The organism is Solidesulfovibrio sp. C21 (genome assembly GCF_047785625.1).
In the GTDB taxonomy this organism is placed as follows: Bacteria; Desulfobacterota; Desulfovibrionia; order Desulfovibrionales; family Desulfovibrionaceae; genus Solidesulfovibrio.
Map to the genome: position 1 here is coordinate 16,217 of NZ_JBLODY010000039.1, position 21,670 is coordinate 37,886.

At 64.7% G+C, this 21,670-nt stretch carries 26 protein-coding genes; 25 read left to right on the forward strand and 1 reads right to left on the reverse strand.

Going from position 1 to position 21,670, the window contains the following annotated elements; all coding sequences use genetic code 11:
• Positions 1-111: 111 nt before the first annotated feature.
• The 12 genes from fbp to ACMZ6R_RS12595 all read left to right on the forward strand — a co-directional run bounded on the left by fbp (position 112) and on the right by ACMZ6R_RS12595 (position 11,844).
• The gene (gene fbp, locus ACMZ6R_RS12540; protein ID WP_416111917.1) at positions 112-1,125 is read left to right on the forward strand and encodes a class 1 fructose-bisphosphatase; all 1,014 of its coding nucleotides are present in this window, start codon (positions 112-114) and stop codon (positions 1,123-1,125) included.
• Between the two features lie 7 nt (positions 1,126-1,132).
• Entirely contained in the window at positions 1,133-2,251 is a 1,119-nt protein-coding gene (gene tsaD, locus ACMZ6R_RS12545; protein ID WP_416111919.1) for a tRNA (adenosine(37)-N6)-threonylcarbamoyltransferase complex transferase subunit TsaD, read from the forward strand.
• Between the two features lie 118 nt (positions 2,252-2,369).
• A complete protein-coding gene (gene trxA, locus ACMZ6R_RS12550) occupies positions 2,370-2,690 on the forward strand; it encodes a thioredoxin (protein ID WP_005990356.1) in 321 nt (106 codons plus the stop codon).
• A 3-nt stretch (positions 2,691-2,693) separates the two neighbouring features.
• A complete protein-coding gene (gene trxB, locus ACMZ6R_RS12555) occupies positions 2,694-3,623 on the forward strand; it encodes a thioredoxin-disulfide reductase (protein WP_416111921.1) in 930 nt (309 codons plus the stop codon).
• 189 nt (positions 3,624-3,812) lie between these two features.
• Positions 3,813-4,550 (forward strand): outer membrane protein assembly factor BamD, encoded by a 738-nt coding sequence (locus ACMZ6R_RS12560; protein WP_416111923.1) that lies wholly within the window; start codon positions 3,813-3,815, stop codon positions 4,548-4,550.
• 79 nt (positions 4,551-4,629) lie between these two features.
• Complete coding sequence (locus ACMZ6R_RS12565) at positions 4,630-5,535, forward strand: hypothetical protein (RefSeq protein WP_416111925.1); 906 nt, start codon at positions 4,630-4,632, stop codon at positions 5,533-5,535.
• 37 nt (positions 5,536-5,572) lie between these two features.
• The gene (gene fusA, locus ACMZ6R_RS12570; protein ID WP_416111927.1) at positions 5,573-7,624 is read left to right on the forward strand and encodes an elongation factor G; all 2,052 of its coding nucleotides are present in this window, start codon (positions 5,573-5,575) and stop codon (positions 7,622-7,624) included.
• A gap of 21 nt (positions 7,625-7,645) precedes the next feature.
• A complete protein-coding gene (locus tag ACMZ6R_RS12575) occupies positions 7,646-8,707 on the forward strand; it encodes an acyltransferase family protein (RefSeq protein WP_416111929.1) in 1,062 nt (353 codons plus the stop codon).
• 2 nt (positions 8,708-8,709) lie between these two features.
• A complete protein-coding gene (gene rsmD / locus ACMZ6R_RS12580) occupies positions 8,710-9,312 on the forward strand; it encodes a 16S rRNA (guanine(966)-N(2))-methyltransferase RsmD (protein ID WP_416111931.1) in 603 nt (200 codons plus the stop codon).
• A complete protein-coding gene (gene coaD / locus ACMZ6R_RS12585; RefSeq protein ID WP_416111933.1) occupies positions 9,258-9,773 on the forward strand; it encodes a pantetheine-phosphate adenylyltransferase in 516 nt (171 codons plus the stop codon). The genes rsmD and coaD overlap by 55 nt, the downstream gene beginning before the upstream one ends.
• Before the next feature lie 2 nt (positions 9,774-9,775).
• On the forward strand, positions 9,776-10,702 hold the full coding sequence (miaA, locus tag ACMZ6R_RS12590; RefSeq protein ID WP_416111935.1) for a tRNA (adenosine(37)-N6)-dimethylallyltransferase MiaA: 927 nt from the start codon (positions 9,776-9,778) through the stop codon (positions 10,700-10,702).
• A complete protein-coding gene (locus ACMZ6R_RS12595) occupies positions 10,699-11,844 on the forward strand; it encodes an N-acetylmuramoyl-L-alanine amidase (RefSeq protein WP_416111937.1) in 1,146 nt (381 codons plus the stop codon). Before miaA ends, ACMZ6R_RS12595 begins: the two co-directional genes overlap by 4 nt.
• A 54-nt stretch (positions 11,845-11,898) precedes the next feature.
• On the opposite strand, the gene ACMZ6R_RS12600 is transcribed toward ACMZ6R_RS12595, so the two are convergent.
• Positions 11,899-12,090, reverse strand: coding sequence for a twin-arginine translocase TatA/TatE family subunit (locus ACMZ6R_RS12600; protein ID WP_416111939.1), 192 nt, complete (start codon positions 12,088-12,090; stop codon positions 11,899-11,901).
• A gap of 87 nt (positions 12,091-12,177) precedes the next feature.
• Between ACMZ6R_RS12600 and ACMZ6R_RS12605 the strand changes: the two genes are divergently transcribed.
• The 13 genes from ACMZ6R_RS12605 to ACMZ6R_RS12665 all read left to right on the forward strand — a co-directional run bounded on the left by ACMZ6R_RS12605 (position 12,178) and on the right by ACMZ6R_RS12665 (position 21,481).
• Positions 12,178-12,552 (forward strand): hypothetical protein, encoded by a 375-nt coding sequence (locus ACMZ6R_RS12605; RefSeq protein WP_416111941.1) that lies wholly within the window; start codon positions 12,178-12,180, stop codon positions 12,550-12,552.
• Between the two features lie 22 nt (positions 12,553-12,574).
• Entirely contained in the window at positions 12,575-13,381 is an 807-nt protein-coding gene (locus tag ACMZ6R_RS12610; protein ID WP_416111943.1) for a hypothetical protein, read from the forward strand.
• A 10-nt stretch (positions 13,382-13,391) separates the two neighbouring features.
• Positions 13,392-14,069, forward strand: coding sequence for an HAD family hydrolase (locus tag ACMZ6R_RS12615; RefSeq protein WP_416111945.1), 678 nt, complete (start codon positions 13,392-13,394; stop codon positions 14,067-14,069).
• A 278-nt stretch (positions 14,070-14,347) separates the two neighbouring features.
• Positions 14,348-14,659, forward strand: coding sequence for a YggT family protein (locus ACMZ6R_RS12620; protein ID WP_416111947.1), 312 nt, complete (start codon positions 14,348-14,350; stop codon positions 14,657-14,659).
• A gap of 242 nt (positions 14,660-14,901) precedes the next feature.
• Positions 14,902-15,243: a DUF167 domain-containing protein gene (locus ACMZ6R_RS12625; RefSeq protein ID WP_416111949.1), complete on the forward strand. Its 342-nt coding sequence runs from the start codon at positions 14,902-14,904 to the stop codon at positions 15,241-15,243.
• Positions 15,244-15,267: 24 nt separating this feature from the next.
• On the forward strand, positions 15,268-15,501 hold the full coding sequence (locus ACMZ6R_RS12630) for a DUF465 domain-containing protein (RefSeq protein ID WP_416111951.1): 234 nt from the start codon (positions 15,268-15,270) through the stop codon (positions 15,499-15,501).
• Between the two features lie 2 nt (positions 15,502-15,503).
• Entirely contained in the window at positions 15,504-17,201 is a 1,698-nt protein-coding gene (gene ilvB / locus ACMZ6R_RS12635) for a biosynthetic-type acetolactate synthase large subunit (protein WP_416111953.1), read from the forward strand.
• A 9-nt stretch (positions 17,202-17,210) separates the two neighbouring features.
• Positions 17,211-17,693 (forward strand): acetolactate synthase small subunit, encoded by a 483-nt coding sequence (ilvN, locus tag ACMZ6R_RS12640; RefSeq protein ID WP_416111955.1) that lies wholly within the window; start codon positions 17,211-17,213, stop codon positions 17,691-17,693.
• Between the two features lie 13 nt (positions 17,694-17,706).
• A complete protein-coding gene (gene ilvC / locus ACMZ6R_RS12645) occupies positions 17,707-18,696 on the forward strand; it encodes a ketol-acid reductoisomerase (RefSeq protein WP_416111957.1) in 990 nt (329 codons plus the stop codon).
• A 60-nt stretch (positions 18,697-18,756) separates the two neighbouring features.
• A complete protein-coding gene (locus ACMZ6R_RS12650) occupies positions 18,757-19,293 on the forward strand; it encodes a hypothetical protein (protein ID WP_416111959.1) in 537 nt (178 codons plus the stop codon).
• A gap of 37 nt (positions 19,294-19,330) precedes the next feature.
• On the forward strand, positions 19,331-19,915 hold the full coding sequence (locus ACMZ6R_RS12655) for a hypothetical protein (RefSeq protein WP_416111961.1): 585 nt from the start codon (positions 19,331-19,333) through the stop codon (positions 19,913-19,915).
• Positions 19,916-20,006: 91 nt separating this feature from the next.
• Complete coding sequence (locus tag ACMZ6R_RS12660) at positions 20,007-20,294, forward strand: hypothetical protein (RefSeq protein ID WP_416111963.1); 288 nt, start codon at positions 20,007-20,009, stop codon at positions 20,292-20,294.
• Positions 20,295-20,500: 206 nt separating this feature from the next.
• A complete protein-coding gene (locus ACMZ6R_RS12665; protein ID WP_416111965.1) occupies positions 20,501-21,481 on the forward strand; it encodes a hypothetical protein in 981 nt (326 codons plus the stop codon).
• The last annotated feature ends 189 nt before the right edge of the window (positions 21,482-21,670 follow it).

Genomic DNA, 21,670 nt, shown 5'->3' on the forward strand with positions numbered 1-21,670 from the left:
CCCCTGGAAAATCTTGTGGGAACCGCCCGGCCATTGTAAAAAGACCGACACCGCGCGCACCGTCAGCCGTTTCGTACCCAACGGAAACCATGACGGCGGGAGGAATAAAGCATGCCCCAAGTTACCGTGACCGAACATCTGCTTTTGCACCAGAAGGAATCCCCCATGGCCTCCGGCCGGTTCACCCGGCTTTTAAACGAGCTCATTTTGGCGGCCAAGATCATTTCCCGGGAAGTCCGCAAGGCCGGCCTGGTCGACGTTTTGGGATTTACGGGCGAGATCAACGTCCAGGGTGAGCAGGTCCAGAAGCTTGACGAATACGCCAACAAGGTGCTCATCCACCGCATGGAACGTTCCGGCGTGCTGTGCGCCATCGCCTCCGAGGAAAATGCCGACCTGGTCCGCATTCCGGATCAGTTTCCCAAGGGCGATTACTTCCTCATCTTCGACCCCCTCGACGGCTCGTCGAACATCGACGCCAACGTCAACGTGGGCACCATTTTTTCCATCTACCGCACCAAGGGCGACTGCGGCGGCGACAAGCTGTGCGACCTGCTCCAGCGCGGTTCCGAACAGGTGGCCGCCGGCTATTTCCTGTACGGCACCTCCACCATGATGGTGTACACCACCGGCCGGGGCGTCAACGGCTTCACCCTGGACCCGAGTGTGGGCGAATTTCTGCTGTCCCATCCCGACATCAAGATTCCGGAAACCGGCCGGGTCTATTCGGTCAACGAGGCCTACTGGGACTACTGGGACGAACCGACCAAGGAGATCGTCCGCTACTTCAAGGGATCGGACAACCTGCGCGGCCAGCCCTACGCCGGGCGCTACATCGGGTCGCTGGTGGCCGACTTTCACCGCAACCTGCTTTACGGCGGCGTTTTCCTCTATCCGGCCGACCATCGCGATCCCAAAAAGCCCAAGGGCAAGCTGCGGCTTTTGTGCGAGGCCTCGCCGCTTTCATTTGTGTGCGAGCAGGCTGGCGGCCTGGGCAGCGACGGCGTGCGCGACATCCTGTCCATCGAACCTGAGGAACTGCACCAGCGGGTGCCACTTTTCATCGGCAGCAAAAACGACGTGGCCAAGGTGTTGGAAATATACGCCAAGGCGCGCCAGTCGTAAGACGCCCATGCTTTGTCTTGGCCTCGAGACCTCCTGCGACGAGACGGCCGTGGCCCTTTGCGAGGACGGCCGTCCCGTCGCGGAAAAGCTCGCTTCCCAGATCGATGTCCACGCGCTTTTCGGCGGTGTGGTGCCGGAGTTGGCCTCGCGGGAGCATCTGCGCCGCATGGGGCCGCTTTTGCGCACGCTTTTCGCCGATTCGGGCCTGACCCTGGACGAGGTTGACGCCGTGGCCGTGGCCCGGGGGCCGGGGCTTCTGGGCAGCCTGCTCATCGGCCTGGCCACGGCCAAGGGACTCGCCCTCGGGGCCGGCAAGCCGCTTATCGGCGTGGACCATCTCCATGCCCATCTCATGGCCGCGACCATCGGCCGGGAGGTGCCGTATCCGGCCCTGGGGCTGCTCGTTTCCGGCGGGCACACCCAGATCATGCTGCTGCGTTCGGCTCTCGATATCGCGGTTCTGGGGCGCACCGTCGACGACGCCGCCGGCGAGGCCTTCGACAAGGCGGCCAAGTCCCTGAATCTCCCGTATCCTGGCGGGATCTATATTGATGTCCTCGGCCGGGACATCGAAGCCGACCACACGCTTTTTCCAAGGCCCTTTCTCGACAATCACCATCTTGATTTCAGCTTCAGCGGCCTCAAAACCGCGGTGGCCACCTACGTCGCCGCCCACGGCGAGTTGCGTTTGCCCGTGATGCCGTCCCCGGGCGGGGCCATCGACCCAAGCGCCTGGCCCATGCCCCTGCGCCGGGTCTGTGCCGCGCTCAATTTCGCTATCGCGGATACGCTTCGCGTCAAGATGGAGCGGGCGCTGGACTCCCGGGACACGGGGCCGGTACGCGCGCTTCTGGCCGCCGGCGGCGTGGCCGCCAACAGCCGCATCCGGGGAATGCTCACGGAGCTGGCGGCGCGCCGGGGGTTGCCCCTTTTTCTCCCCCGGCCGGAGCTTTGCGCCGACAACGCCACCATGATCGCGGCCACGGGCTGCCTGCTCGGACGGGCGGGCCTGACCCATGGCCTCGATTGCGACGCCGTGCCACGCGGCCGGCGGGTGCCCTGGGATTACCGGGAGGGGCCTCCCCTTGGGCGGCCATCGGTTGACAGGCGGCCCGGGCCGCAATAGATTTGCAAAGTTGCAGACTGCGTAACGGTCAGGCGGCGGATCACTCTCCGCCGCATCCCAATTCGGAGAAAACCCGGCCGCCAGGCGGCCGGCCAAGCCACAAAAGGAGTATGCAACCATGGCCATTCAACTCAGCGACGCGAATTTCGAGGCCGAAGCCCTGCAGTGCGATCTGCCGGTCCTGGTGGATTTCTGGGCTCCGTGGTGCGGGCCGTGCCGGGCCATGGGTCCCGTCATCGACGAACTGGCCAACGAGTACACCGGCCAGGTCAAGGTGGCCAAGATGAACGTGGACGAAAACCCGAGCACCCCCAGCAAGTACGGCATCCGCGCCATTCCCACCCTGATCCTTTTCAAGGGTGGCGAAGTGGTCGAACAGATCACCGGCGCCGTGTCCAAAAGCAGCATCAAGGAAATGCTCACCCAAAAGGCTCTGTAGTTCATGAAACGTTATGACGCCGTGGTGATCGGGGGCGGTCCGGCCGGCATGACGGCCGCCCTGTATCTGGCCCGCTCCGACGTATCCGTGGCCATGGTGGAGAAGCTGGCCCCGGGCGGTCAGATGCTCATGACGCATCTGATCGAGAATTATCCCGGCTTTCCGGACGGCATCGAGGGCTGGAAGCTGGCCGACCTCATGGCCGCCCATCTCGGTCATTACGCTGTGGACCGCGTCGGCGACGAGGTCCGATCCATCGAGACGGTCGACGGCGTCCACCGCTTGACGGTCGGCGACGAGACCATCGAGGCCACGGCCGTGGTCCTTTGCACCGGCGCCCGCTACAAACGGGTGGGCATCCCCGGGGAAAAGGAATTCGCGGGCAAGGGCGTGTCCTACTGCGCCCTTTGCGACGGGAACTTCTTCCGGGGCCAGACCGTGGCCGTCATCGGCGGCGGCAATTCGGCCCTTGAGGAATCCCTTTACCTGTCCCGACTGGTCAAAAAACTCTACCTCATCCACCGGCGCGACGATTTCCGGGGGCAGAAATGCTACCAGGATCGCTGCTCGGTGAGCCCCGTCATCGAAATCCTGCGCTCGACCATCGTGTGCTCTATTACGGGCGGGGAGAGCGTGACCGGCATCGAGGTGCGTAACGTCAAGGATGGCAACTGCCACGTCATCCCGGTTGACGGCGTGTTCGTCTTCGTCGGCTTCGAGCCCCAGGGGGACTTCTATCCCGAGGGGCTTGCCCGCGACGACAAGGGATTCATCTCGACCGACGCGGAAATGCGCACCAATATCAAGGGCATTTTCGCCGCCGGCGACATCCGATCCAAATCTTGCAGGCAGGTGGCCACGGCCGTCGGCGATGGCGCCAACGCCGCCCATGCCGCCTACGCCTACATCAGTTCGCGCTTCTCGCAAGGCTGACGGCCGGACCCGGACGGACGCCGCTTCGGACGAAGGCGGACGGACGGGTTCGGTTTTTTCCATTGTGCGCCCTCGGCCCATCTGGTAAGAGGACGCGCATCAAAACGCCGGACGCGACGCCGACACGTGGGGGCGTCGCGTCCGGCGCAATGCGCCCGGACCCCTCCGGGCCGTATTTGGGAATGTACCATGAATGCGATGATGCGCCGCTTTCTGCCGTTGACCTGCCTGCTGCTGTTTCTTGGCGGTTGTGCCGGGCTCATGGACTATTATTTTCTTCCGCCCCCGGAAGATACCGCCCAGGAACTTTATGAAGCCGGGCGGCAGGCTATGTCGGAAAAGGACTACTATGGGGCCATTAAATATTTTATCAAGCTCAAGGACCGCTACCCCTTCAGCCCTTACACCCCGATGGGCACCATCGCCCTGGCCGACGCCTACTTCCTGACCGAGGACTACGCCCCGGCCGCCGAAACCTACAAGGAATTCGAATCCGTTCATCCGCGTAGCGAAGAAATTCCCTACGTGCTCTACCAGATCGGCGTCTCCAACTTCAAGCGCTCCGAATCCATCGACATGCCGCAGGGCAACCTCCAGGAAGCCTTGCAGTACTTCTACCTCCTGCAGCAAACTTTCCCGGACACCGACTACGGCAAGGAGGCGGCGGAATATATCCGGCGCTGCCGTAAGCGACTGGCCGAGCACGAGCTGTTCGTGGCCGACTTCTACTGGCGTACCGACCAGTATGGCGCGGCCTGGAAGCGCTACATGTACACGGTGGAGAACTTCAAGGACCTGGAGGAAGTGGATGCTTACGCCAAGCTGCGGGCCGAGCTTTCCTACCTCGAATATCAGAAGACCTTAAGCGAAGCCGAGCGCCGCAAGATCGAAGGCAGCTGGCACAACTGGCTCAAGCGCTGGTTGTAACGCGGGCACGCGGGCGGGGCCATTTCTGGTCCCGCCCGCGTGTGCGTCCCATCCCCCTCATCCCCGAGATCCAGATCCCATGACGCCGGAACAGGAAACGGAGCTGTGTGACGCGCCGGCCGCTTTCTGGCCGCCGTCCATGGAGCGCGGCCGTGTGGCCGATGCCGCTTTTGCCAAGGCCTACGCCCGGGTCACGGACCGGCAGCGTTCGCTTCTCAAAACCGGTATCGCCGCCATCTACGCCGCCTGCGGCGGTCCCATGCCCTCGTATCGCCGCCAAAACGTGGGGCTTGGCCACGATCTGACCCTCGACCGGTTGGATGTGCCGCTCGATTTCGCCGTGGTTTTGTGCGGCGCGGGCTTCACCTCGCCGGCCAGGCTCGCCGCCGCCGTCATCCCGGCCTTGTGCGCCCGGGTGCCGGAAGTCGCGGCCGTGCGGGTGGGCGGGGGGAGCTGGCCTCAGCCGCTTTTGACCACCCTGGAGCTTTGCGGCGTGGAGGCAGCCTGCCGCGTCGGGGTGCGGTCCCTGCCCGGGTTGTGGGCGGAACTGGCGCGAAAGGGCAGGGGCGCCGTCGTGCTCCTGGACGGCGCGCCGTTTCCGAGTGAGAGCCTTGCGGCCGGCCTGCGGCTGTTGTCGGCCAAGACCTCGGGCCGATGCGGTATCCTGTGCGGCCCGGACGACGACCTGGACCACGAGGCCTTGCTTTTCGCCCAACCGGATATGGCCTTTGGCTTCCATGGCCGGGACGGAAATTGTCCCGCGCCGTTTGTCCCTGCCCCGGGCGGGCTGGCCGAAGCGGCCGATTGCGGATACGATGCCCTTTACGTCGCGCGCGAAGCGGTGTCCCGCGTCCTTGGCGCGGCGCCGCTGGTCCTTGCTCCCGGTCGGGAAACTTTCTGGCTGTGGCCGCAACTTACGCCCGACGCCTTTCGCCGCGTGGCTACCGCCGCCGCTGTCGACGACAGGGCCCAAGGCGGCTGCTAGCCCACGGCCATCACGCGCCAACCCCGACGGAGCGTTCATGAGCGCCAAGAAGGGAGCCGGCAAAAGCAGGCTCCAAAGCCTCCGCAACATCGGCATCATCGCCCATATCGACGCCGGCAAGACCACCTTGACCGAGCGCATCCTTTTTTACACCGGCAAGATCCACCGCATGGGTGAGGTGCACGACGGCACGGCCACCATGGATTTCATGCCCGAGGAGCAGGAGCGGGGCATTACCATCACCTCGGCCTGCACCACCTGCGCCTGGAATGACTCCATCATCAACATCATCGACACTCCCGGGCACGTGGATTTCACCATTGAGGTCCAACGTTCCCTGCGTGTCCTCGACGGCGTGGTGGGCGTCTTTTGCGCCGTGGCCGGGGTCGAGCCCCAATCCGAAACGGTCTGGCGACAGTCCGTGGCCTACGGCGTGCCCAAGCTCGCCTGCGTCAACAAGCTCGACCGACTCGGCGCGGATTTCGAGGCGGTGCTGGCCGCCATGCGGGAAAAGCTCGGCGCCAATCCCGTGGCCGTGACCATTCCCGTGGGCCAGGGAGCGGAGCTTGCCGGGCTGATCGACCTGCTCGGCATGGAACGCCTGGATTTCGACCAAGCAAGCCAGGGCGGGGAGATCACCCGCCGGGCGCTGTCCCCGCAAGAGGCGGATAGGGCCGCGCCCTGGCGCGAGGCGCTTGTGGAGGCGGCCTGCGAGCACGACGAGGGGCTCATGGATGCCTATCTTTCCGGGGAGTCCATCGACCGGGCGGTGCTCATGGCGGCCCTTCGCGCCGGCACGCTCTCCCATGCCCTGGTCCCGGTCTACGCCGCCTCGGCGCTCAAAAATATCGGTGTCCAACCGCTCCTCGACGGTGTGCTGGCCTTTTTGCCGAGCCCCCTGGACCGGGGCGAGGTGACGGGCCTTGATCCCCACACCAAAAGCGAAAAACGCTTTTCTCCGGACCCCGGTGCACCCCTTTCCGCGCTGGCCTTCAAGGTCAGCATGGAAACCGGGCGCAAGCAGGTTTTCGCCCGCATCTATTCCGGCCGCCTCGAAGCCGGCAAGGACGTCTACAACGCCACCCGGGACTGCGTCGAACGGCCGGCACGGCTTTTTCGACTCCACGCCGGGCATCGGGAAAAGCTCGAATCCGCCGGCCCTGGCGAGATCGTGGCCGTGGCCGGACTGCGCCAGACCGTCACCGGCGACACCCTGTGCGACCAGGGCGACCCCATCGTGCTCGAGTCCATCGCCGGCTACAAACCCGTCATCAGCCTGGCGCTTGAGCCCCGAAACGCCGAGGAGTCCGACCGGCTCAAGGAAGTCCTCGACAAACTGCTCCAGGAAGACCCGACCCTGACCCTGGTCCACGACGCGGACACCGACCAGCTGATCCTTTCCGGCATGGGCGAACTGCACCTCGACGTGGTGCTCGAGCGGGTGCGTCGCGAATATGGCGTCTCCCCCCGGTCCGGCAAACCCCAAGTTGTCTATCAGGAAACGGTCACGACCCAGGGCGTCGGTGAAGGGGTGTTCGACCGGGAGCTTGGCGACAAGCGCCAGCATGGCCAGGTGACCCTTGCCGTCTCGCCGCTGCCCCGTGGAGCGGGGCGGGACATCGCCTTCGCCATCGATACGCAGCCCTATCCCCAGGCCTGGATCACGGCCATGGAGGAGGGGCTTGCCGACGGTTTGCAAAGCGGGCCCATAAAGGGGTATCCGGTCCAGGACGTGCGGGTGCGGGTAACGGGCCTCGGCACGGTCGAGGGCGCAACCTCGGCGGTCGGCTGCCGCCTTGCCGCGAGCCAGGCGCTCAAGGCCGCCCTGACCGCCGCCAAGCCGGCCCTGCTCGAACCCATCATGGAGTTGGAGATCAGCGTGCCCGACGCCTTTGTCGGCGACGTGGTCGGGCTTCTTGGCTCCAAGGGGGCCAAGATCGAGAACATGGTCGATCGCGGCGGGCACAAACTCGTCGAGTCGCTGGCGGCTCTGCGGCAGATGTTCGGTTTTTCCACGGAGTTGCGCTCGGCCACCCAGGGCCGGGCGGCCATGACCATGCGCTTTTCAAAATTCGACCTGCTGGCCTGAGCGCCGCGCCACCTACCATTCATGTCCACACGCGCCCTGGTTTCCCCGGAGATTTCCCGACGTTTCGACGTGTTGCGCACGCTGCTCGTCATCTTCATCGTCGGCGTGCATGCGGAAAAAGGCATCCAGGCCTATTACACCCAGGTGCCCGATGTGCTGCGCGCCTATCTGGTTGTTTTCCCCCACAATATCTTCCGGCTGTGCGTGCCGATTTTCTTCAGTATCTCCGGCTACCTTTTCTATTTGACCTACAAGCCAACGGTGGAGGCCTATGGCCGGATGCTGGTCAAAAAGGCCCGTACCATCCTTGTCCCGTACCTGCTTTTTAACGCCATCAGCATCGGCCTGATCCTTGTCTTCAACAAGGTCCCCTACATAGGCGACATCAACGACCTGCACCATGACGGCATCCTCAAATACCTGCTCGGTGTCTACCGGTTCCCGGCCGTTTATACGCTGTGGTTCCTGCGCGACCTCTATGTCTATTTCCTGCTGGCCCCGGTCTTTTACGTCGTGTCCGTGGAGATTCCCCTGCTTGGGCTGGTGGTCTTCTGGGCCATCTGGATGTTTATCCCCCAGCACGGGCTTCCGGTGGAATTAAGCGGCATGTTCTTTTTCTACCTGGGCTGCCTGCTCTCCCGGACCAGGGCCGATCTCGACGGAGCCAGGCGCTTCACCATCCCGGCCTGCGTCCTCTATGTGGCCGTGCTGCTGGCCGTCAGCTTCGTGGAATATACCCAGGGAACGGGCACCGAGATCTATCAGACGCTTTATCCGCAGGAGATGATCATCGGCACGGTGTGCCTGTGGCTCCTCACCGGCTATTCCCGATTCGGCGATTCGCCATTTCTGCTGCGTTTGTCCGGCATCTCCTTTTTCGTGTATCTGACCCATGAGCCGGTGCTGTCCTATCTGATTTACGGCACACGCTTCATTTTTCATCCTTCGGGCTCGGCGGCCGGCAGCGGCTATGTGCTGCTGCTGACGGTCCTGCCCTTTGCCCTGTGCGTGGGCCTGGGAAACCTTCTTTTGCGCTATGCCCCGGCTGCCTATGCCGTGGCCACGGGGTCGCGGCAACGATGAGCATGCGGGTCATTGCCGGCCGTTTCGGCGGACGGCGCATCAAGGTCGTGGACGCCCTGGGGCTGCGGCCGGCCACGGGCCGGGTGCGGGAGGCGCTTTTTTCCATGCTGGCGGCCCGGGAGGCGCTTTTTCCCGGCGCCCGGGTACTGGATCTCTTCGCCGGGGCCGGAAGTGTTGGCATCGAGGCCCTCTCACGCGGCGCGGGATACGGCCTTTTCGTGGAGAAGAATCCGGCCGTGGCCAAGATGCTGCGCGAGAACCTGCGCGGCCTGGGCCTTGGTCCCGATGCGGCCAGGGTCGTGGAGGCGGACGTGGCCCGGGCACTCCCCCGGCTTGCCGGAGCGCAATTCGATATCGTGGCCATCGACCCGCCCTATGGCCACGACCTGCTCCCGCCAACCCTGGCCGCCCTTGTCGGAAGCGGCCTGCTGGCCCCGGACGGGGTCATCGCGGCGGAAATCGAGGCCGGCGCGCGTCTTGCTCCCGCGGACGTCCCGGAGTCGCTCGCCTGCCTGACCGACCGGACTTACGGTCAAACGAGGATCATCCTATGGACGCCACACAAAACTGCATCGCCGTCTACCCCGGAACCTTCGACCCCCTGACCAACGGGCACGTGTCCCTGGTGCGCCGGGCGGCCAAGGTTTTCGGAGCGATTATCGTGGCCGTGGCCGGCGACTCCCACAAAACGCCGCTTTTTTCCCTCGACGAACGCGTGGCCATTGCCGACGCGGTGTTCGACCATGACGCCTCCGTCATGGTGGAGGGGTTTAACGGCCTGCTCGTGGACTACGTCAAGCGCCGTCGGGCCAATGTCATCCTGCGGGGCATGCGGGCCGTATCCGATTTCGAATTCGAGTTCCAGATGGCGCTCATGAACCGCAAGCTCGACCGCAGCATCGAAACCGTCTTCATCATGACCGACTACAAGTGGCTCTACATCAGTTCCACCATCGTCAAGGAAGTCTGCAAGCACGGCGGCGAGATACGCGGCATGGTCCCGGAACTGGTGCGGGAACGGATGCGGGAAAAATACGGCCTGGCCGATCCCAAAAAGGGAGCGTGAACGTGGCGGCGACGCGCATCGTCTGCCTGCTCGGAGCCACGGGCACGGGCAAGACAGCCGTGGCCTTGGCCCTGGCCGAGGCTTACGGCGGGGCCGTGGTCAACGTCGACTCCCGGCAGGTCTACGCCGGGCTTTCGGTGCTGACCGCCCAGCCAACGGCCGCAGAGCAGGGCAGGTGTCCCCATTTCCTCTACGGCGACACGCCGCTCGACACGGCCGTCAATGCCGGCTCCTTCGCCAAACGCGCCAGGGTAGTGGTCGCCTCCATCGCCACGCGCGGCCTGCTCCCGCTGCTCGTCGGCGGCACCGGGCTCTATTTCCGGGCCATTCGCGGCGGGCTGGCCCCCATTCCGCCCGTGCCGCCGGCCGTTCGCGCCGCAGTCGCCGCCCGTTACGACGCCGCAGGGGGGCGGGCCATGCACGAGGCTCTGGCCGCCGTGGACCCGGTCGCCGCCGCCCGTATCGCCCCGGCCGACCGCCAGCGCGTGACCCGGGCCCTGGAAGTGCATGCCGCAACCGGCCGGGCCCTGTCCGACTGGCAGGCCGCCGGCGATCCGGATGCGCCGGAGTATGACGCGCTCGTCATCGGCCTGTCCCTCCCTCTGGACGCGCTGACGCCGCGTCTGGCCCGCCGCATCGAGGCCATGGCGCGCGAGGGCGCGGTGGAGGAAGTACGCGGGGCGCTTACGCGCTATCGGCCCGACGCGCCGGGACTTACCGGCATCGGCGGCCCGGAGATCGTCGGCTACCTCTCCGGCGCGTGCAGCCTGGAGGAAGCCAAGGCCAAATGGTTGGCCAACACCCGGGCCTACGCCAAGCGCCAGATGACCTGGTTTCGCAAGGAGCCGGAGGTGCGCTGGTTTGCGCCCGGCGATACGGCCGGGGTGTGCGAAGCGGCCGGGCGCTGGCTTGAAGGGGGGACGGCATGAACCGTCGGCAAATCCTGCGCCTTTTGGGCCTGTCGGGACTCCTCGTGGTCGGTGTGCCGGGCATCTCCCGGGCCGCGTCGTCCGACGAACTGGCTCGAAGCGCCCAGGATGCTTTGGAATCCGGCGATACGGACAAGGCCCTGTCCCTGCTTGACGAGGCTACGGCCAAGGACCCGCGAAACGATCGCGTCCAGGCCCTGCTCGGGCGGACCTATTTCCAACGCGGCGATGCGCGCACGGCTCTGGCCCATTTCACCCTGGCCGTGCGCCTCAACCCAGAGGACACGCTGTCGCGGATCATGGTCGAGACCATAAGCCAGTTCCCGTTGCCGCCGGGCGGCGACAAGCCCGGCGATACGCCGCCCCGGCGTGCCATGGCCATGGACAAGGCGGCCAAGGCCGAGCGGGAGGCGCTCAGCCATCCGACGGCAGGGGAGGCGCGGAACACGCCTCTGCGCCTGCTCATCGATGCGGGCCATGGCGGGATGGATGTCGGCACGCCGGGGGATGGGCTTCGCGAATCCGACGTGACGCTCGATATCGCCTTGCGTCTGGCCCGGATTCTGGCCGCTTCCCCGCAACGGGTGGCCTTGTCGCTTTCGCGCACGGCCGATGTGTCCCTGCCCGACTGGGCGCGGGGCTCCCTGGCCGGCTTTTACGGTGCGGATATGCTCCTCTCCCTGCATGCCGCCCGCGTGCCTCGTCCCGAGGCGGCCGGGATCGCGGTGTATGCCTATTCGCCCACGCCGTCCGATGCCCTGGCCGGGGAAGTCGCCCGGGTGGAGGGAAGGGGGCGGGGACGCCGACCAGCCGAGGCAAGCCGGGCCGGGCAGGACATTTTCCTTACGGCTGCCCGGCGCACCGCCGGTAGCGGACGCATGGCGGCTGGGGTGCGTCTGGCCAGGGAACTGACCGCCGCCTTGCGCCAGGGCGCGTCGCCGCTTCCCGTGGCCGGGGGCGGCTCGGGACCTTTTGCGCTTCTGGCCGCTGCCGATGCCCCGGCCGTGCTCGTGGAGGCCGGTTTCCTGTCCCATCCGCAAGACGCCGCCGCCCTGGCCGTGCCGGAAAAACGCCAGGCCGTGGCCGATGCCCTGGCCCGGGCCATCCTGGCCCTGGCCGGACAAAAGGTCGATGCTCCATAAAAAAAGGCCCCGGAAGGCATGCTTCCGGGGCCTTGTCGGCAATCCTGGCCCAGGCTATTTCTTGTCGGCGTCGTCCTTGCCCTTGCCCGGGGTCACATCGATTTCGTCCGGCTCGTTGGTGGCCTTCTTGAAATTCTTAATGGCCTTGCCCATGCCGGCTCCGATCTCGGGAAGCTTGTTGGCTCCGAAAATGATGAGCACGATGACCAGAATGATGATAAGCTCCGGAAATCCGATTCCAAACATGTCATGCCTCCGCGAGTGGGTTGGCCGAGGCTATACACGCCGCCCAGGGGCAGGTCAAGAAAGCCCGGCCCGCATGGAGAAACCGTCATGTCGGCCGTGGTGACATGCCTGACGGGTCTTGGCTGCCGGCATTACCTGGTCGGCCGCTGCCTCTACGAGGAACACGTGAACCCCGGCCTCGATCAGGGATTTCGCTGCCGGGTCCTTATGCGCCTTGGCCATGCCTTCGACGAATTCCTGGTTCGGGCCGAGGCCATGGGCTTGACCGAGGAGCAGGCCGGGCGGGCCTGGCGGAGCCGTTTTCCGGAAACCCTGGTCAGAGAGGGCTCTTGTCGGGATTACCTGCCCGGTGATACGACTTCGTTCCCGGATTGCGCCAATGCAGCCGGTGAACTGTGCCTGCTCGCCCTGCCGGCCTGCCCGGGCCGGTGTCGGCGCTTTTTCAAACGCCAAGCCCCCTAACGCCGTAAAGAAAGGATTGCCCATGAACGGCCTGCTCTTTTTCCCCGGACTGCATCCCGGCCTGACCGGGGACCTTCCCGTCGGCGTGCGGCTGCTCGATCCCGGCCTTGGCGAGGCGGACGAGGCGCGGCTGCGGCCGGCCGTGTTGCCGCTTCGCGCCGAGGAACTCGACGGTTGCCTGCGCGAATGCGACCGGTTGCGCCGGGAAGTGAGGGACCCCAAGGATCTGGCCTTGCTCGCCGGCTACGGCTCGGGACATTTTTTCGCCGACACGTCCTTTGCCGCCCGGGAGGAACTCGAAGACCATATGCACCCTGAACGCGTGACCGCCCGCCGGCTCCGCGCCGCCCAGCTGGCCCTGTGCCTGGCCTACCGGATCGAGGAAAGCCTGCTCGACCTTGTCGACGCGGGCGAATGCGACGCGCGTTTCGCCACGGCCATGGCCGAAAGCCTGGGAATGACCGAGGACGACGCCGACGAGGAGCTGATTGCCGCCCTGGCGGCCACGGGCATCCCCGCCCAGGCCGCCCTGGCCGAAGAGTTCCGGCCGCCCTGGCGACAGCTGTTGCCGCCTTTCTGGGCCATCGCGCCGGAAGGAGCCGGGCTTTTCATCGCCGATCCCGAGATCGCCGACAGCCTTCTCGATGCCGGATTGCCCTTCGCCCCCGTGTGCGCCGGGGAATTGACCGCGCTCTTTCCCCAGGGCGGGCCCGAAACGCCGATGCTCGCGGCAACGCTTCCCGGCTGGCGGCTTCGCGGCAACACCCGTCCCGATCCCGAGGCCCCCTGGCTCGATGTTCCCCGGACCATCATCATCCCAAAACCTTAAGGAGCGCCCGGTGTACGTGTGCGATACCAAGTCCCCCCCGGCTTTTCTCGAACGGGTTCGGGGCGTCATCTTCGACTGCGACGGCGTGCTGGTCGATTCCCGCGACGCCAACCGCATGTACTACAACCTCATCCGCGAGGGCGTCGGCATGCTGTCACTCACGCCGGAAGAGGAAGACTATGTGCACATGCATTCCGTCAAGGAATGCATGGCCCGCATCATTCCGGCCGACCGCCTGGAGGAAGCCCTGGAAGTCCAGCGCAACCTCGACTATGCCGAGGACATCTTTCCTTTTATCTACCTGGAGGACGGCCTGGTCGAACTGCTGGAGGCCCTGGCCAAGCGGGAAGTGCGCATGGCCGTGCACACCAACCGCACCAACACCGTCGAAATCCTGTTGCGGCACTTCGAGATCGACCAGTACTTCGCCCCGGTCGTCAGCGCCGGCCGGCTCAAGCGACCCAAGCCCGATCCCGAGGGGGTGTTCACGATCCTCGACGCCTGGAAGCTTCCGGCCGAATCCGTGGCCTACATCGGCGACTCGGCCCTGGACGAGCGCTCGGCCAGGGCGGCGGCCGTGCCCTTCTGGTCGTACAAGAACCCGGCGCTGTCCGCGGTCATGTACATCCCGGACTTCGACACCCTGCGCGGCTGTCTTGCCGGAGAGTCGGAAACCAAGGACGCATAGCCTCGCGTTGCCCAGACAGAGAAGTCATTTTCAAGGTCCTGTTTTTTTCCCTGGAAAACGCTGGTTTTCCCAGGCGAGGGCAGGGCCATGGCGTCCCGGATTCGCACCGGGGCCCAAGGTGTCGCGGCGCGTTTTTTCCGGGGCGAAAGGACCGGCGGCCGGGCCGGCAGGCCCCGCTGGGCCTTGGCTGGCGGGATTTGTCTTGATTAATGGCCGCCGCTGTGCCATTTTTACGTTACGGCGCGTTTGCGTAAGCGCTGCATGCGAAAGGAAGATACATGGATATCATTGGATATTTTTTGGTTGCGGTGGCCAGGGTTCTGGACATCGTCCTCTCCCTCTACTTCTGGATTATCGTGATCGCCGCGCTCATGTCCTGGGTACGTCCCGATCCGTACAATCCCATTGTCCGATTCCTGCGGGCCATGACCGATCCGGTATTCTACCGCCTTCGGCGCTGGCTGCCCTTTCTGTCCATAGGCGGTTTCGACCTTTCGCCCATTGTGGCCATCCTGGCCGTGCAGTTTCTGCAGTGGTTCCTGGTGCCCACCCTGATGCGGCTGGGCGGCATCGGCCTGGGGCGTATGTAATCACGGAGCCGGAGTTCGCGCATGCGCGTGCCTATGCCCCAAATGACGCCAACCGGGCGGCCTGCCGAAGGCCGCCTGCAGTCCGGGCGCAATAGCCGTGATCGTTGAGACGCGAAGCGTAACGAATCGGATGTTTTCCTTCAGCCAGTCCGGAAACAGCCGGCGCAATGCGGTCCGTCCATCGGTCGGGGCGTCTGTGCGCGTGGCGACGGCCTTCGGCCCGACGGCGGAGGGGTTCTGATATGGCCGCGTCAACGAAGATCCGGACCGCGTCCCCGGCGATGCCCGTCTTCGCCGCGGCGGACGGGGAGGGCGGCTGGACGCTGCGGGTGGCCGTCACTCCCGGCGGCAGTCGGGATGCCCTGGCCGGACTGGCCGAGGACAGGCTGCGGGTGCGGCTGCGGGCCAAGGCCGTCGAGGGTCGGGCCAATACCGCGTTGACCGCGTTTCTGGCAGAGTGCTTCGGGGTGCGCCCCAGGCAGGTCCGTATCGTGTCCGGGGAAAAATCCCGGAAGAAGATTGTGCGTATCATCGCCGAGTCCGAACCCGACTGGTCCATCGCGACCGAGACGGGATGTGACTAGAACCGTCAACAAGGAGTCTTTGCCATGGACCAACGCGATCTGGATCTCATTGCCAAGTACGGCGAGGCGGACCCGGAACTCAAAAGCCTGTACGAGGAGCATATCGCGTTCGAGAAGATCCTGAATAAGATGGAAGGCAAACCCTTCCTGAATCCCGCTGAAGAAACCGAGCTTAAGGAAATCAAGAAGAAAAAGCTGTCCGGAAAGACTCGCATCGACACGCTCCTCAGAAAATACCGCAAGGCGGAGGACCAGTAGACATGGAACTCACCGGGGCCCAGATCCTCCTCGAATCCTTGCGCCGCGAGGACGTGGAAGTCGTTTTCGGCTTCCCTGGAGGAGCGGTCATCGACATTTACGACCAGCTTCCCAACTACCCCCTGCTGCAACACGTGCTGGCGCGCCATGAGCAGGGAGCCATCCACGCCGCGGACGGTTATGCCCGGGCCACGGGCAGGGTAGGCGTATGCCTGGTGACCTCGGGCCCCGGAGCCACCAATGCCGTAACCGGCATTGCCACCGCCTATATGGACTCTGTGCCGGTGGTCATCATCACCGGCCAGGTCCCGACCCCCCTTATCGGTAACGACGCCTTCCAGGAAGTGGACATCGTCGGCATCACGCGTCCCTGCACCAAGCACAATTTCCTGGTCAAGGACGTGCGCGACCTGCCCAAGGTCATCAAGGAGGCCTTCTATCTGGCCGCGACCGGACGGCCGGGACCCGTGCTCATCGACCTGCCCAAGGACGTGCAGCAGGCCAAGTGCGTCTACAATTACCCCAAGCAGATCAAGATGCGCAGCTACAACCCCACCTACGCCCCCAACCCCAAGCAGGTGGCCAAGGTTGCGGACGTGGTGCGCCGGGCCAAAAAGCCCATCATCTACGCCGGCGGCGGCGTCATCGCCTCCAATGCCTCGGAGGATCTGACGTGGCTGGCCCGCACCTTCCGCATCCCGGTCACGGCCACGCTCATGGCCCTGGGCTGCTTTCCGGCCGACGATCCGCTGTGGCTCGGCATGCTCGGCATGCACGGCACCTACGCCGCCAACATGGCCATAAGCGGCGCCGACCTGATCCTGGCCGTGGGCAGCCGCTTCGACGACCGGGTCACGGGCAAGCTCAGCGAATTCGCCAAGAACGCCAAGATCGTGCACATCGACATCGACCCCACCTCGATCCAGAAAAACGTGGCCGTTGGCATTCCGGTGGTGGCCGACTGCAAGAGCTTCCTCATGGCGCTGCGCCAGTCGCTGGAGGCCGATGTTCCCGACGTCTCTGCCGCTCCGGTCAGCGACACTCCCTGGCTCGCCCGTCTGGCAAGCTGGAAGCAGGAAAAGCCGTTGGCTTACGAGCAGGGCACGGACGTCATCAAGCCGCAGTACGTGGTGGAGACCATTTCCCGGCTGACCAAGGGCGAGGCCATCATCACCACCGAGGTCGGCCAGCACCAGATGTGGGCCGCCCAGTTCTACCAATTCATCCGGCCGCGGTCGTTTATCAGTTCCGGCGGGCTCGGCACCATGGGCTTCGGCTTCCCGGCCGCCATCGGAGCCCAGGTCGCCTTTCCCGACCGCCTCGTCATCGACGTGGCCGGCGACGGCTCCATCCAGATGTGCATCCAGGAGCTGGCCACGGCCGTCTGCTACGGCCTGCCGGTCAAGATTGTCATCCTGAATAACGGCTACCTCGGCATGGTTCGCCAGTGGCAGGAGCTTTTCTACGCGAAAAACTACTGCTCCACCTGCCTCGACGTGGCCCCGGACTTCGTCAAGCTGGCCGAGGCATATGGCGCGGCCGGCTTCCGCGTGTCCGACCCGGGGCAAGTCGAATCCGTGCTGATCGAGGCCTTCGCCCTGCCCAAGACCGTCATCGTGGACGTCGTCATCGATCGCGAGGAAAACGTTGCGCCCATGGTCCCGGCCGGCAAGTCCATAACCGAGATGATTCTCGTCTAGGAGCCGCCCATGCGCCACATTCTTTCCATTCTGGTCGAAGACGAACCCGGGGTGCTCTCCAGGGTGGCCGGGCTTTTCAGCGGTCGCGGCTACAACATCGAAACGCTCAACGTGGCTCCGACCCTGACTGAGGGGCTTTCCATGATGACCATCACCACCGAAGGCGACGAAGCCATCGTGGAACAGATCATCAAGCAGTTGCGAAAACTCGTCACCACGCTCAAGGTCGTGGACCTGACCGACGTCAAGTCCGTGGAACGCGAAATGATGCTGCTGCGGGTGGACGCCGAGGGCGCCAAGCGGGCAGAAGTGCTGCGCATCGTGGACATCTTCCGCTGCAAGGTGGTGGATGTGAGCCTCGACGAGCTCATCCTAGAGGTTACGGGAACCCAGGACAAGCTCGGCGCGCTGATCAACCTGTTGCAGCGTTTCGGCATCAAGGAAATCGCCCGCACCGGCGCCGTGGCCATGCGGCGCGGCATGCAGGAATAAAAAAGGAGCTACAATGAAGATTTATTACGACCAGGACGCCGACCTTTCCCTGCTGGCGGACAAGACCGTCGCCATCATCGGCTACGGCAGCCAGGGGCACGCCCATGCCCAGAATCTGCGCGATTCCGGCGTCAAGGTGGTTATCGGCCAGCGTCCCGGCGGGCCCAACTGGGATCTGGCCAAGGAGCACGGATTCGTTCCCATGTCCGCCGCCGAGGCTGCCGCGGCCGCGGACGTCATCATGATCCTGGTCCCGGACCAGACCCAGCGGTCGCTGTACGAGAAAGACATCCTGCCGAACCTCAAGGCCGGCAAGATGCTCATGTTCGCCCACGGCTTCAACATCCACTATCAGCAGATCGTGCCCCCGGCCGACGTGGACGTGACCATGATCGCGCCCAAGGGTCCGGGCCATCTGGTGCGCCGCGTCTACACCGAGGGTGGCGGCGTGCCCTGCCTGGTGGCCGTGCATCAGAACGCCAGCGGCAAGGCGTTGGAGTTGGCCCTGGCCTACGCCAAGGGCATCGGCGGCACCCGTAGCGGCGTGCTCACCACGACCTACCGCGAAGAGACCGAGACCGACCTTTTCGGGGAACAGGCCGTGTTGTGCGGTGGTGTGGCCGAACTCATGAAGGCCGGCTTCGACACCCTGGTGGAAGCCGGGTACGAGCCCGAGAGCGCCTACTTCGAGTGCATGCACGAAATGAAGCTTATCGTGGACCTGATCTACGAGGGCGGCCTGTCCCGCATGCGCTATTCCATCAGCGACACCGCCGAATACGGCGACTACACCCGCGGCCCGCGCATCGTCACCGACGAGACGCGCAAGGAGATGAAGCGGGTGCTGCGGGAAATCCAGGACGGCACGTTCGCCAAGGAATTCATCGTGGAGAACATGTCCGGCCGGGCGCATTTCCTGTCCATGCGCCGCCTCAACGCCGACCATCCGGTGGAGAAGGTGGGAGCCAAGCTGCGTGACATGATGAGCTGGCTCAAGAAGTAGTTCTTTGACGCGATGACGCGGCCGTGCCCATGGTGCGGCCGCGTTTCAAAGGAGATGTTCATGCCCGATCGCGTCCGTTTTGGAAGACGTTTGTCCGCCTGTGCCGCGGCCCTCTTGCTTGCCGTGGTATGTTGTCCCGTGGCCGCTTCGGCCCGAAACACGGCCGAGGCGCCCCAGGCCGCGGAAGTCGACGCCCGGCCTACCTTTGCCGATATGCTGGCCAAGGCCCGCACCGGCGACCCCAGGGCGCAGTGCGAGGTGGGAGTGGCCTATTTAAACGGCGACCGCGTGGCCCAGGATTTCCGCCAGGGCCTTGCCTGGCTGACCCAGGCCTCGGATGCCGGCTTCGGCTACGCCCGGTATGTCCTGGCCGACGTGTACAGCCGTGGCTATGCCGGCGTGCCGGCAAGCGATGCCAACGCGTATTATTACGCGACGTTGGCCGCCGCTTCCTCCTCGCTCGGCGAAAAATACAAGGACCGGGCCATCAAACTGCGTGATGCCAGCGCCGAACGCCTGAGTACGGCCCAGGTGACGGGGCTGCAGGCCAAGGCCGCCCTGGCGCCGCTCAATGGCATGGCCGACAACGAGAACTGATTCGAACCGGCGGCGGCTGCGCCCGCCACGAACGCCGATGCACGCCTGTTTTTCGCCGCGGCCGACCGGCCGCTTCATGCGCCTTTTCATGACCGTCCTTGTGTTGGCCGGTCTGGCCCTGCCCCTGGAGCCGGGGCAGGCCCTGGCGGCCAAGGTCGACACCAGGGCCTTTTCCGCCTTTTTCTCGGGCCAGAGCGCGAAAATCTACGACCATCTGCTCAAGGTCACGGATTATTACACGTCGCTGGTCAAGGAGGGCAACACCGAGCGCATCAAGGACGTGCTGGCCCTTCGCGCCTCGTTGTCCGCCTGCTGGGAGATCTTCCTCAATGCCGGCGACATGATCTTCGTCTACAACCAGCTCGACACCGCCTGTCCCGCCGATGTGGACCGGATGGGCGGGCTTATCCACACCGGACTCGGCATCATTGCCGGCAAGCTGGACAAGGAGCTGGAGTGGATGGGACTCACGGAAAAAAACGTGGGCGACCTGCCCGTTTCAGTGGAGCTTACCCAGGCCCGCCGGGATATCGCGGCGGCCGCAACCTATTTCCGCCAGGCGGCGAAGCTCTTTCCGGAGGCGGGCAGCGGCGGCCAGACGCGCCAACCCGTTTCTCCCTAAGTCGGGCGACGCCTTTTTAAACGCGGGCAAGCGGGAAGAACGTCCGCCCCAGGAACCATCAGCACGCGCCCGGACGGCGCGGGGAGGCCCCATGCGCGCCATGTGCCTGTTGCTTGCCTGCCTTGCCCTGTCGGTCCTTTTCTGCTCCGGCTGCGCCCGGCACACCTATCTCGTCGAGCTTAACGACAACAAGACCTTCTACGCCGATCCGCCGCTCGTGCTCGATAGCCAAAACCGCCTGTACCGTATGTGGATCGCGGGCAAGCAGTACCGCATCCCCATGGACGACGTGCGCTATATCGATGACGCGGCCCAGGTCTGCTACCAGAACGGCTTCGACGACACCTACACTTGCTTCGATGCGCTTTATCAATATTAAGGGGAGCATGAAGAGGGTGCGAGAGGGGAAACCCTTTGAAAAGGGTTCTTCCCTCTCGCGCTCTCCCTTTCCTCAATTTTTCCCTTTCGAAAGGGTGTCACCGCTTCTTTCTCCTGGGAAAAGTCTTTGGAAAGGGGGCCCGGGGGAAGAACCTTTCTTCAGAAAGGTTTTCCCCCGGTTCCTTTCTTTTCAAATGCATGACCACCATGGATGAGCTGCGGGCCGCAGTGTTGCGGCTTCTGGAGCGCGAGCCGCCGCCCGGGCCGGTCATGGCCGAAGATATTTTTGTGGTGGATTCCCTGGCCGGGCATATCGAGCGTCTTGGCCGGACGCAGACGCCTGTCACGGCCGAGGGACTGGCCAGCCTGTGCCTGGCCTACGCCCATGCCTACGTCCATCCTGAGCGGCTCGACGAGGTGGTTTCCCTGGAAGACGCCACATTGCTCGCCGGCCGGTTCGCCCGTCGCCGGGGCGGTTGCCGGGCTCTGGCGGGGCAGGATGCCTTGCGCCGGGTGCTGTTGCATCACGGCTTCGCCCTGCAAATGCTTTTCGACATCCCCAAGACCGTACATCTGCTCGACGCGCTGTTGCGGCGCGACCTCGCGCCCGGGGCAGGGGCGTTTGCCGGCCTGGACCTCGGCACCGGCACGGGCATTTTGCTTCTTGGCCAATATCTGCTGGCCAGACGCCATGGCCATGCCGCGCCCCGTCTTTGGGGCGTGGAACATCTGCTCCAGGTGGCGGGCCGGGCCGATGCGCTGCTGGCCACGCTGGGAGTGGGGCGGGTGGTCAGTGGCGATGCGACCACATCCGCAATCTACAACGACGTTCCGCAAGGGAATATCGCCTGCGTGACCAACGAAACCCTGCCGTCGTGCGGCCGCCGGCTCTACAAGGAGCCGTTTACGGCCATCAGCGGTGCCCTTTTTACCGCCTTGGGCAGTCGCCTCGACCATGCGGTCTTTTTGCCCGAAGCGGTCTGGGGCTCGGACAGGGCGGGGCGGAATTGGCTGCGGCTGGCTCCGGAAAACGCCTTTGCCGGCGACGCCGGCCCGATGCCGGCGCGCCTTTTTTACATGCGCGACGTGGAACTCGCCGGAGAGCGCATCCCGGCCGACCAGGTCGGCGCGTCGTTTCACGCCCTGGTCAGCCCCGTCTGGGCGGAAGCCCTGGGACGCCGTTGGTAGATTGGTAGAAGAGACTGGGGGAAAACTTTTCTGAAGAAAAGTTTTCCCCCAGACCCCCTTTTCAAATACCATGTTGGCCTCGACCCTCAAACTGGCTGATAGTGCCAGTGAACGTGCTCCAAGGGCACAAACGAGGCGAGGAGACCAACATGGCAAGACAAGAGTTATCCCAACTTCAGGCGTTTGTGG

Excerpts from the sequence above, each read along its gene's own strand:
- coaD (WP_416111933.1), top strand. The coding sequence starts at position 9,258 with ATGGACGCCACACAAAACTGCATCGCCGTCTACCCCGGAACCTTCGAC.
- ACMZ6R_RS12600 (WP_416111939.1), bottom strand. The coding sequence starts at position 12,090 with ATGTTTGGAATCGGATTTCCGGAGCTTATCATCATTCTGGTCATCGTG.
- ilvB (WP_416111953.1), top strand. The coding sequence starts at position 15,504 with ATGGAACTCACCGGGGCCCAGATCCTCCTCGAATCCTTGCGCCGCGAG.
- ACMZ6R_RS12660 (WP_416111963.1), top strand. The coding sequence starts at position 20,007 with ATGCGCGCCATGTGCCTGTTGCTTGCCTGCCTTGCCCTGTCGGTCCTT.
- ACMZ6R_RS12610 (WP_416111943.1), top strand. The coding sequence starts at position 12,575 with ATGAACGGCCTGCTCTTTTTCCCCGGACTGCATCCCGGCCTGACCGGG.
- ACMZ6R_RS12565 (WP_416111925.1), top strand. The coding sequence starts at position 4,630 with ATGACGCCGGAACAGGAAACGGAGCTGTGTGACGCGCCGGCCGCTTTC.
- rsmD (WP_416111931.1), top strand. The coding sequence starts at position 8,710 with ATGCGGGTCATTGCCGGCCGTTTCGGCGGACGGCGCATCAAGGTCGTG.
- ilvN (WP_416111955.1), top strand. The coding sequence starts at position 17,211 with ATGCGCCACATTCTTTCCATTCTGGTCGAAGACGAACCCGGGGTGCTC.
- tsaD (WP_416111919.1), top strand. The coding sequence starts at position 1,133 with ATGCTTTGTCTTGGCCTCGAGACCTCCTGCGACGAGACGGCCGTGGCC.
- fbp (WP_416111917.1), top strand. The coding sequence starts at position 112 with ATGCCCCAAGTTACCGTGACCGAACATCTGCTTTTGCACCAGAAGGAA.
- ACMZ6R_RS12595 (WP_416111937.1), top strand. The coding sequence starts at position 10,699 with ATGAACCGTCGGCAAATCCTGCGCCTTTTGGGCCTGTCGGGACTCCTC.
- ACMZ6R_RS12605 (WP_416111941.1), top strand. The coding sequence starts at position 12,178 with ATGTCGGCCGTGGTGACATGCCTGACGGGTCTTGGCTGCCGGCATTAC.
- ACMZ6R_RS12655 (WP_416111961.1), top strand. The coding sequence starts at position 19,331 with ATGCACGCCTGTTTTTCGCCGCGGCCGACCGGCCGCTTCATGCGCCTT.
- ACMZ6R_RS12620 (WP_416111947.1), top strand. The coding sequence starts at position 14,348 with ATGGATATCATTGGATATTTTTTGGTTGCGGTGGCCAGGGTTCTGGAC.
- ACMZ6R_RS12630 (WP_416111951.1), top strand. The coding sequence starts at position 15,268 with ATGGACCAACGCGATCTGGATCTCATTGCCAAGTACGGCGAGGCGGAC.
- fusA (WP_416111927.1), top strand. The coding sequence starts at position 5,573 with ATGAGCGCCAAGAAGGGAGCCGGCAAAAGCAGGCTCCAAAGCCTCCGC.
- ACMZ6R_RS12625 (WP_416111949.1), top strand. The coding sequence starts at position 14,902 with ATGGCCGCGTCAACGAAGATCCGGACCGCGTCCCCGGCGATGCCCGTC.
- ACMZ6R_RS12560 (WP_416111923.1), top strand. The coding sequence starts at position 3,813 with ATGAATGCGATGATGCGCCGCTTTCTGCCGTTGACCTGCCTGCTGCTG.
- ilvC (WP_416111957.1), top strand. The coding sequence starts at position 17,707 with ATGAAGATTTATTACGACCAGGACGCCGACCTTTCCCTGCTGGCGGAC.
- ACMZ6R_RS12575 (WP_416111929.1), top strand. The coding sequence starts at position 7,646 with ATGTCCACACGCGCCCTGGTTTCCCCGGAGATTTCCCGACGTTTCGAC.
- ACMZ6R_RS12650 (WP_416111959.1), top strand. The coding sequence starts at position 18,757 with ATGCCCGATCGCGTCCGTTTTGGAAGACGTTTGTCCGCCTGTGCCGCG.
- trxB (WP_416111921.1), top strand. The coding sequence starts at position 2,694 with ATGAAACGTTATGACGCCGTGGTGATCGGGGGCGGTCCGGCCGGCATG.
- ACMZ6R_RS12665 (WP_416111965.1), top strand. The coding sequence starts at position 20,501 with ATGGATGAGCTGCGGGCCGCAGTGTTGCGGCTTCTGGAGCGCGAGCCG.
- trxA (WP_005990356.1), top strand. The coding sequence starts at position 2,370 with ATGGCCATTCAACTCAGCGACGCGAATTTCGAGGCCGAAGCCCTGCAG.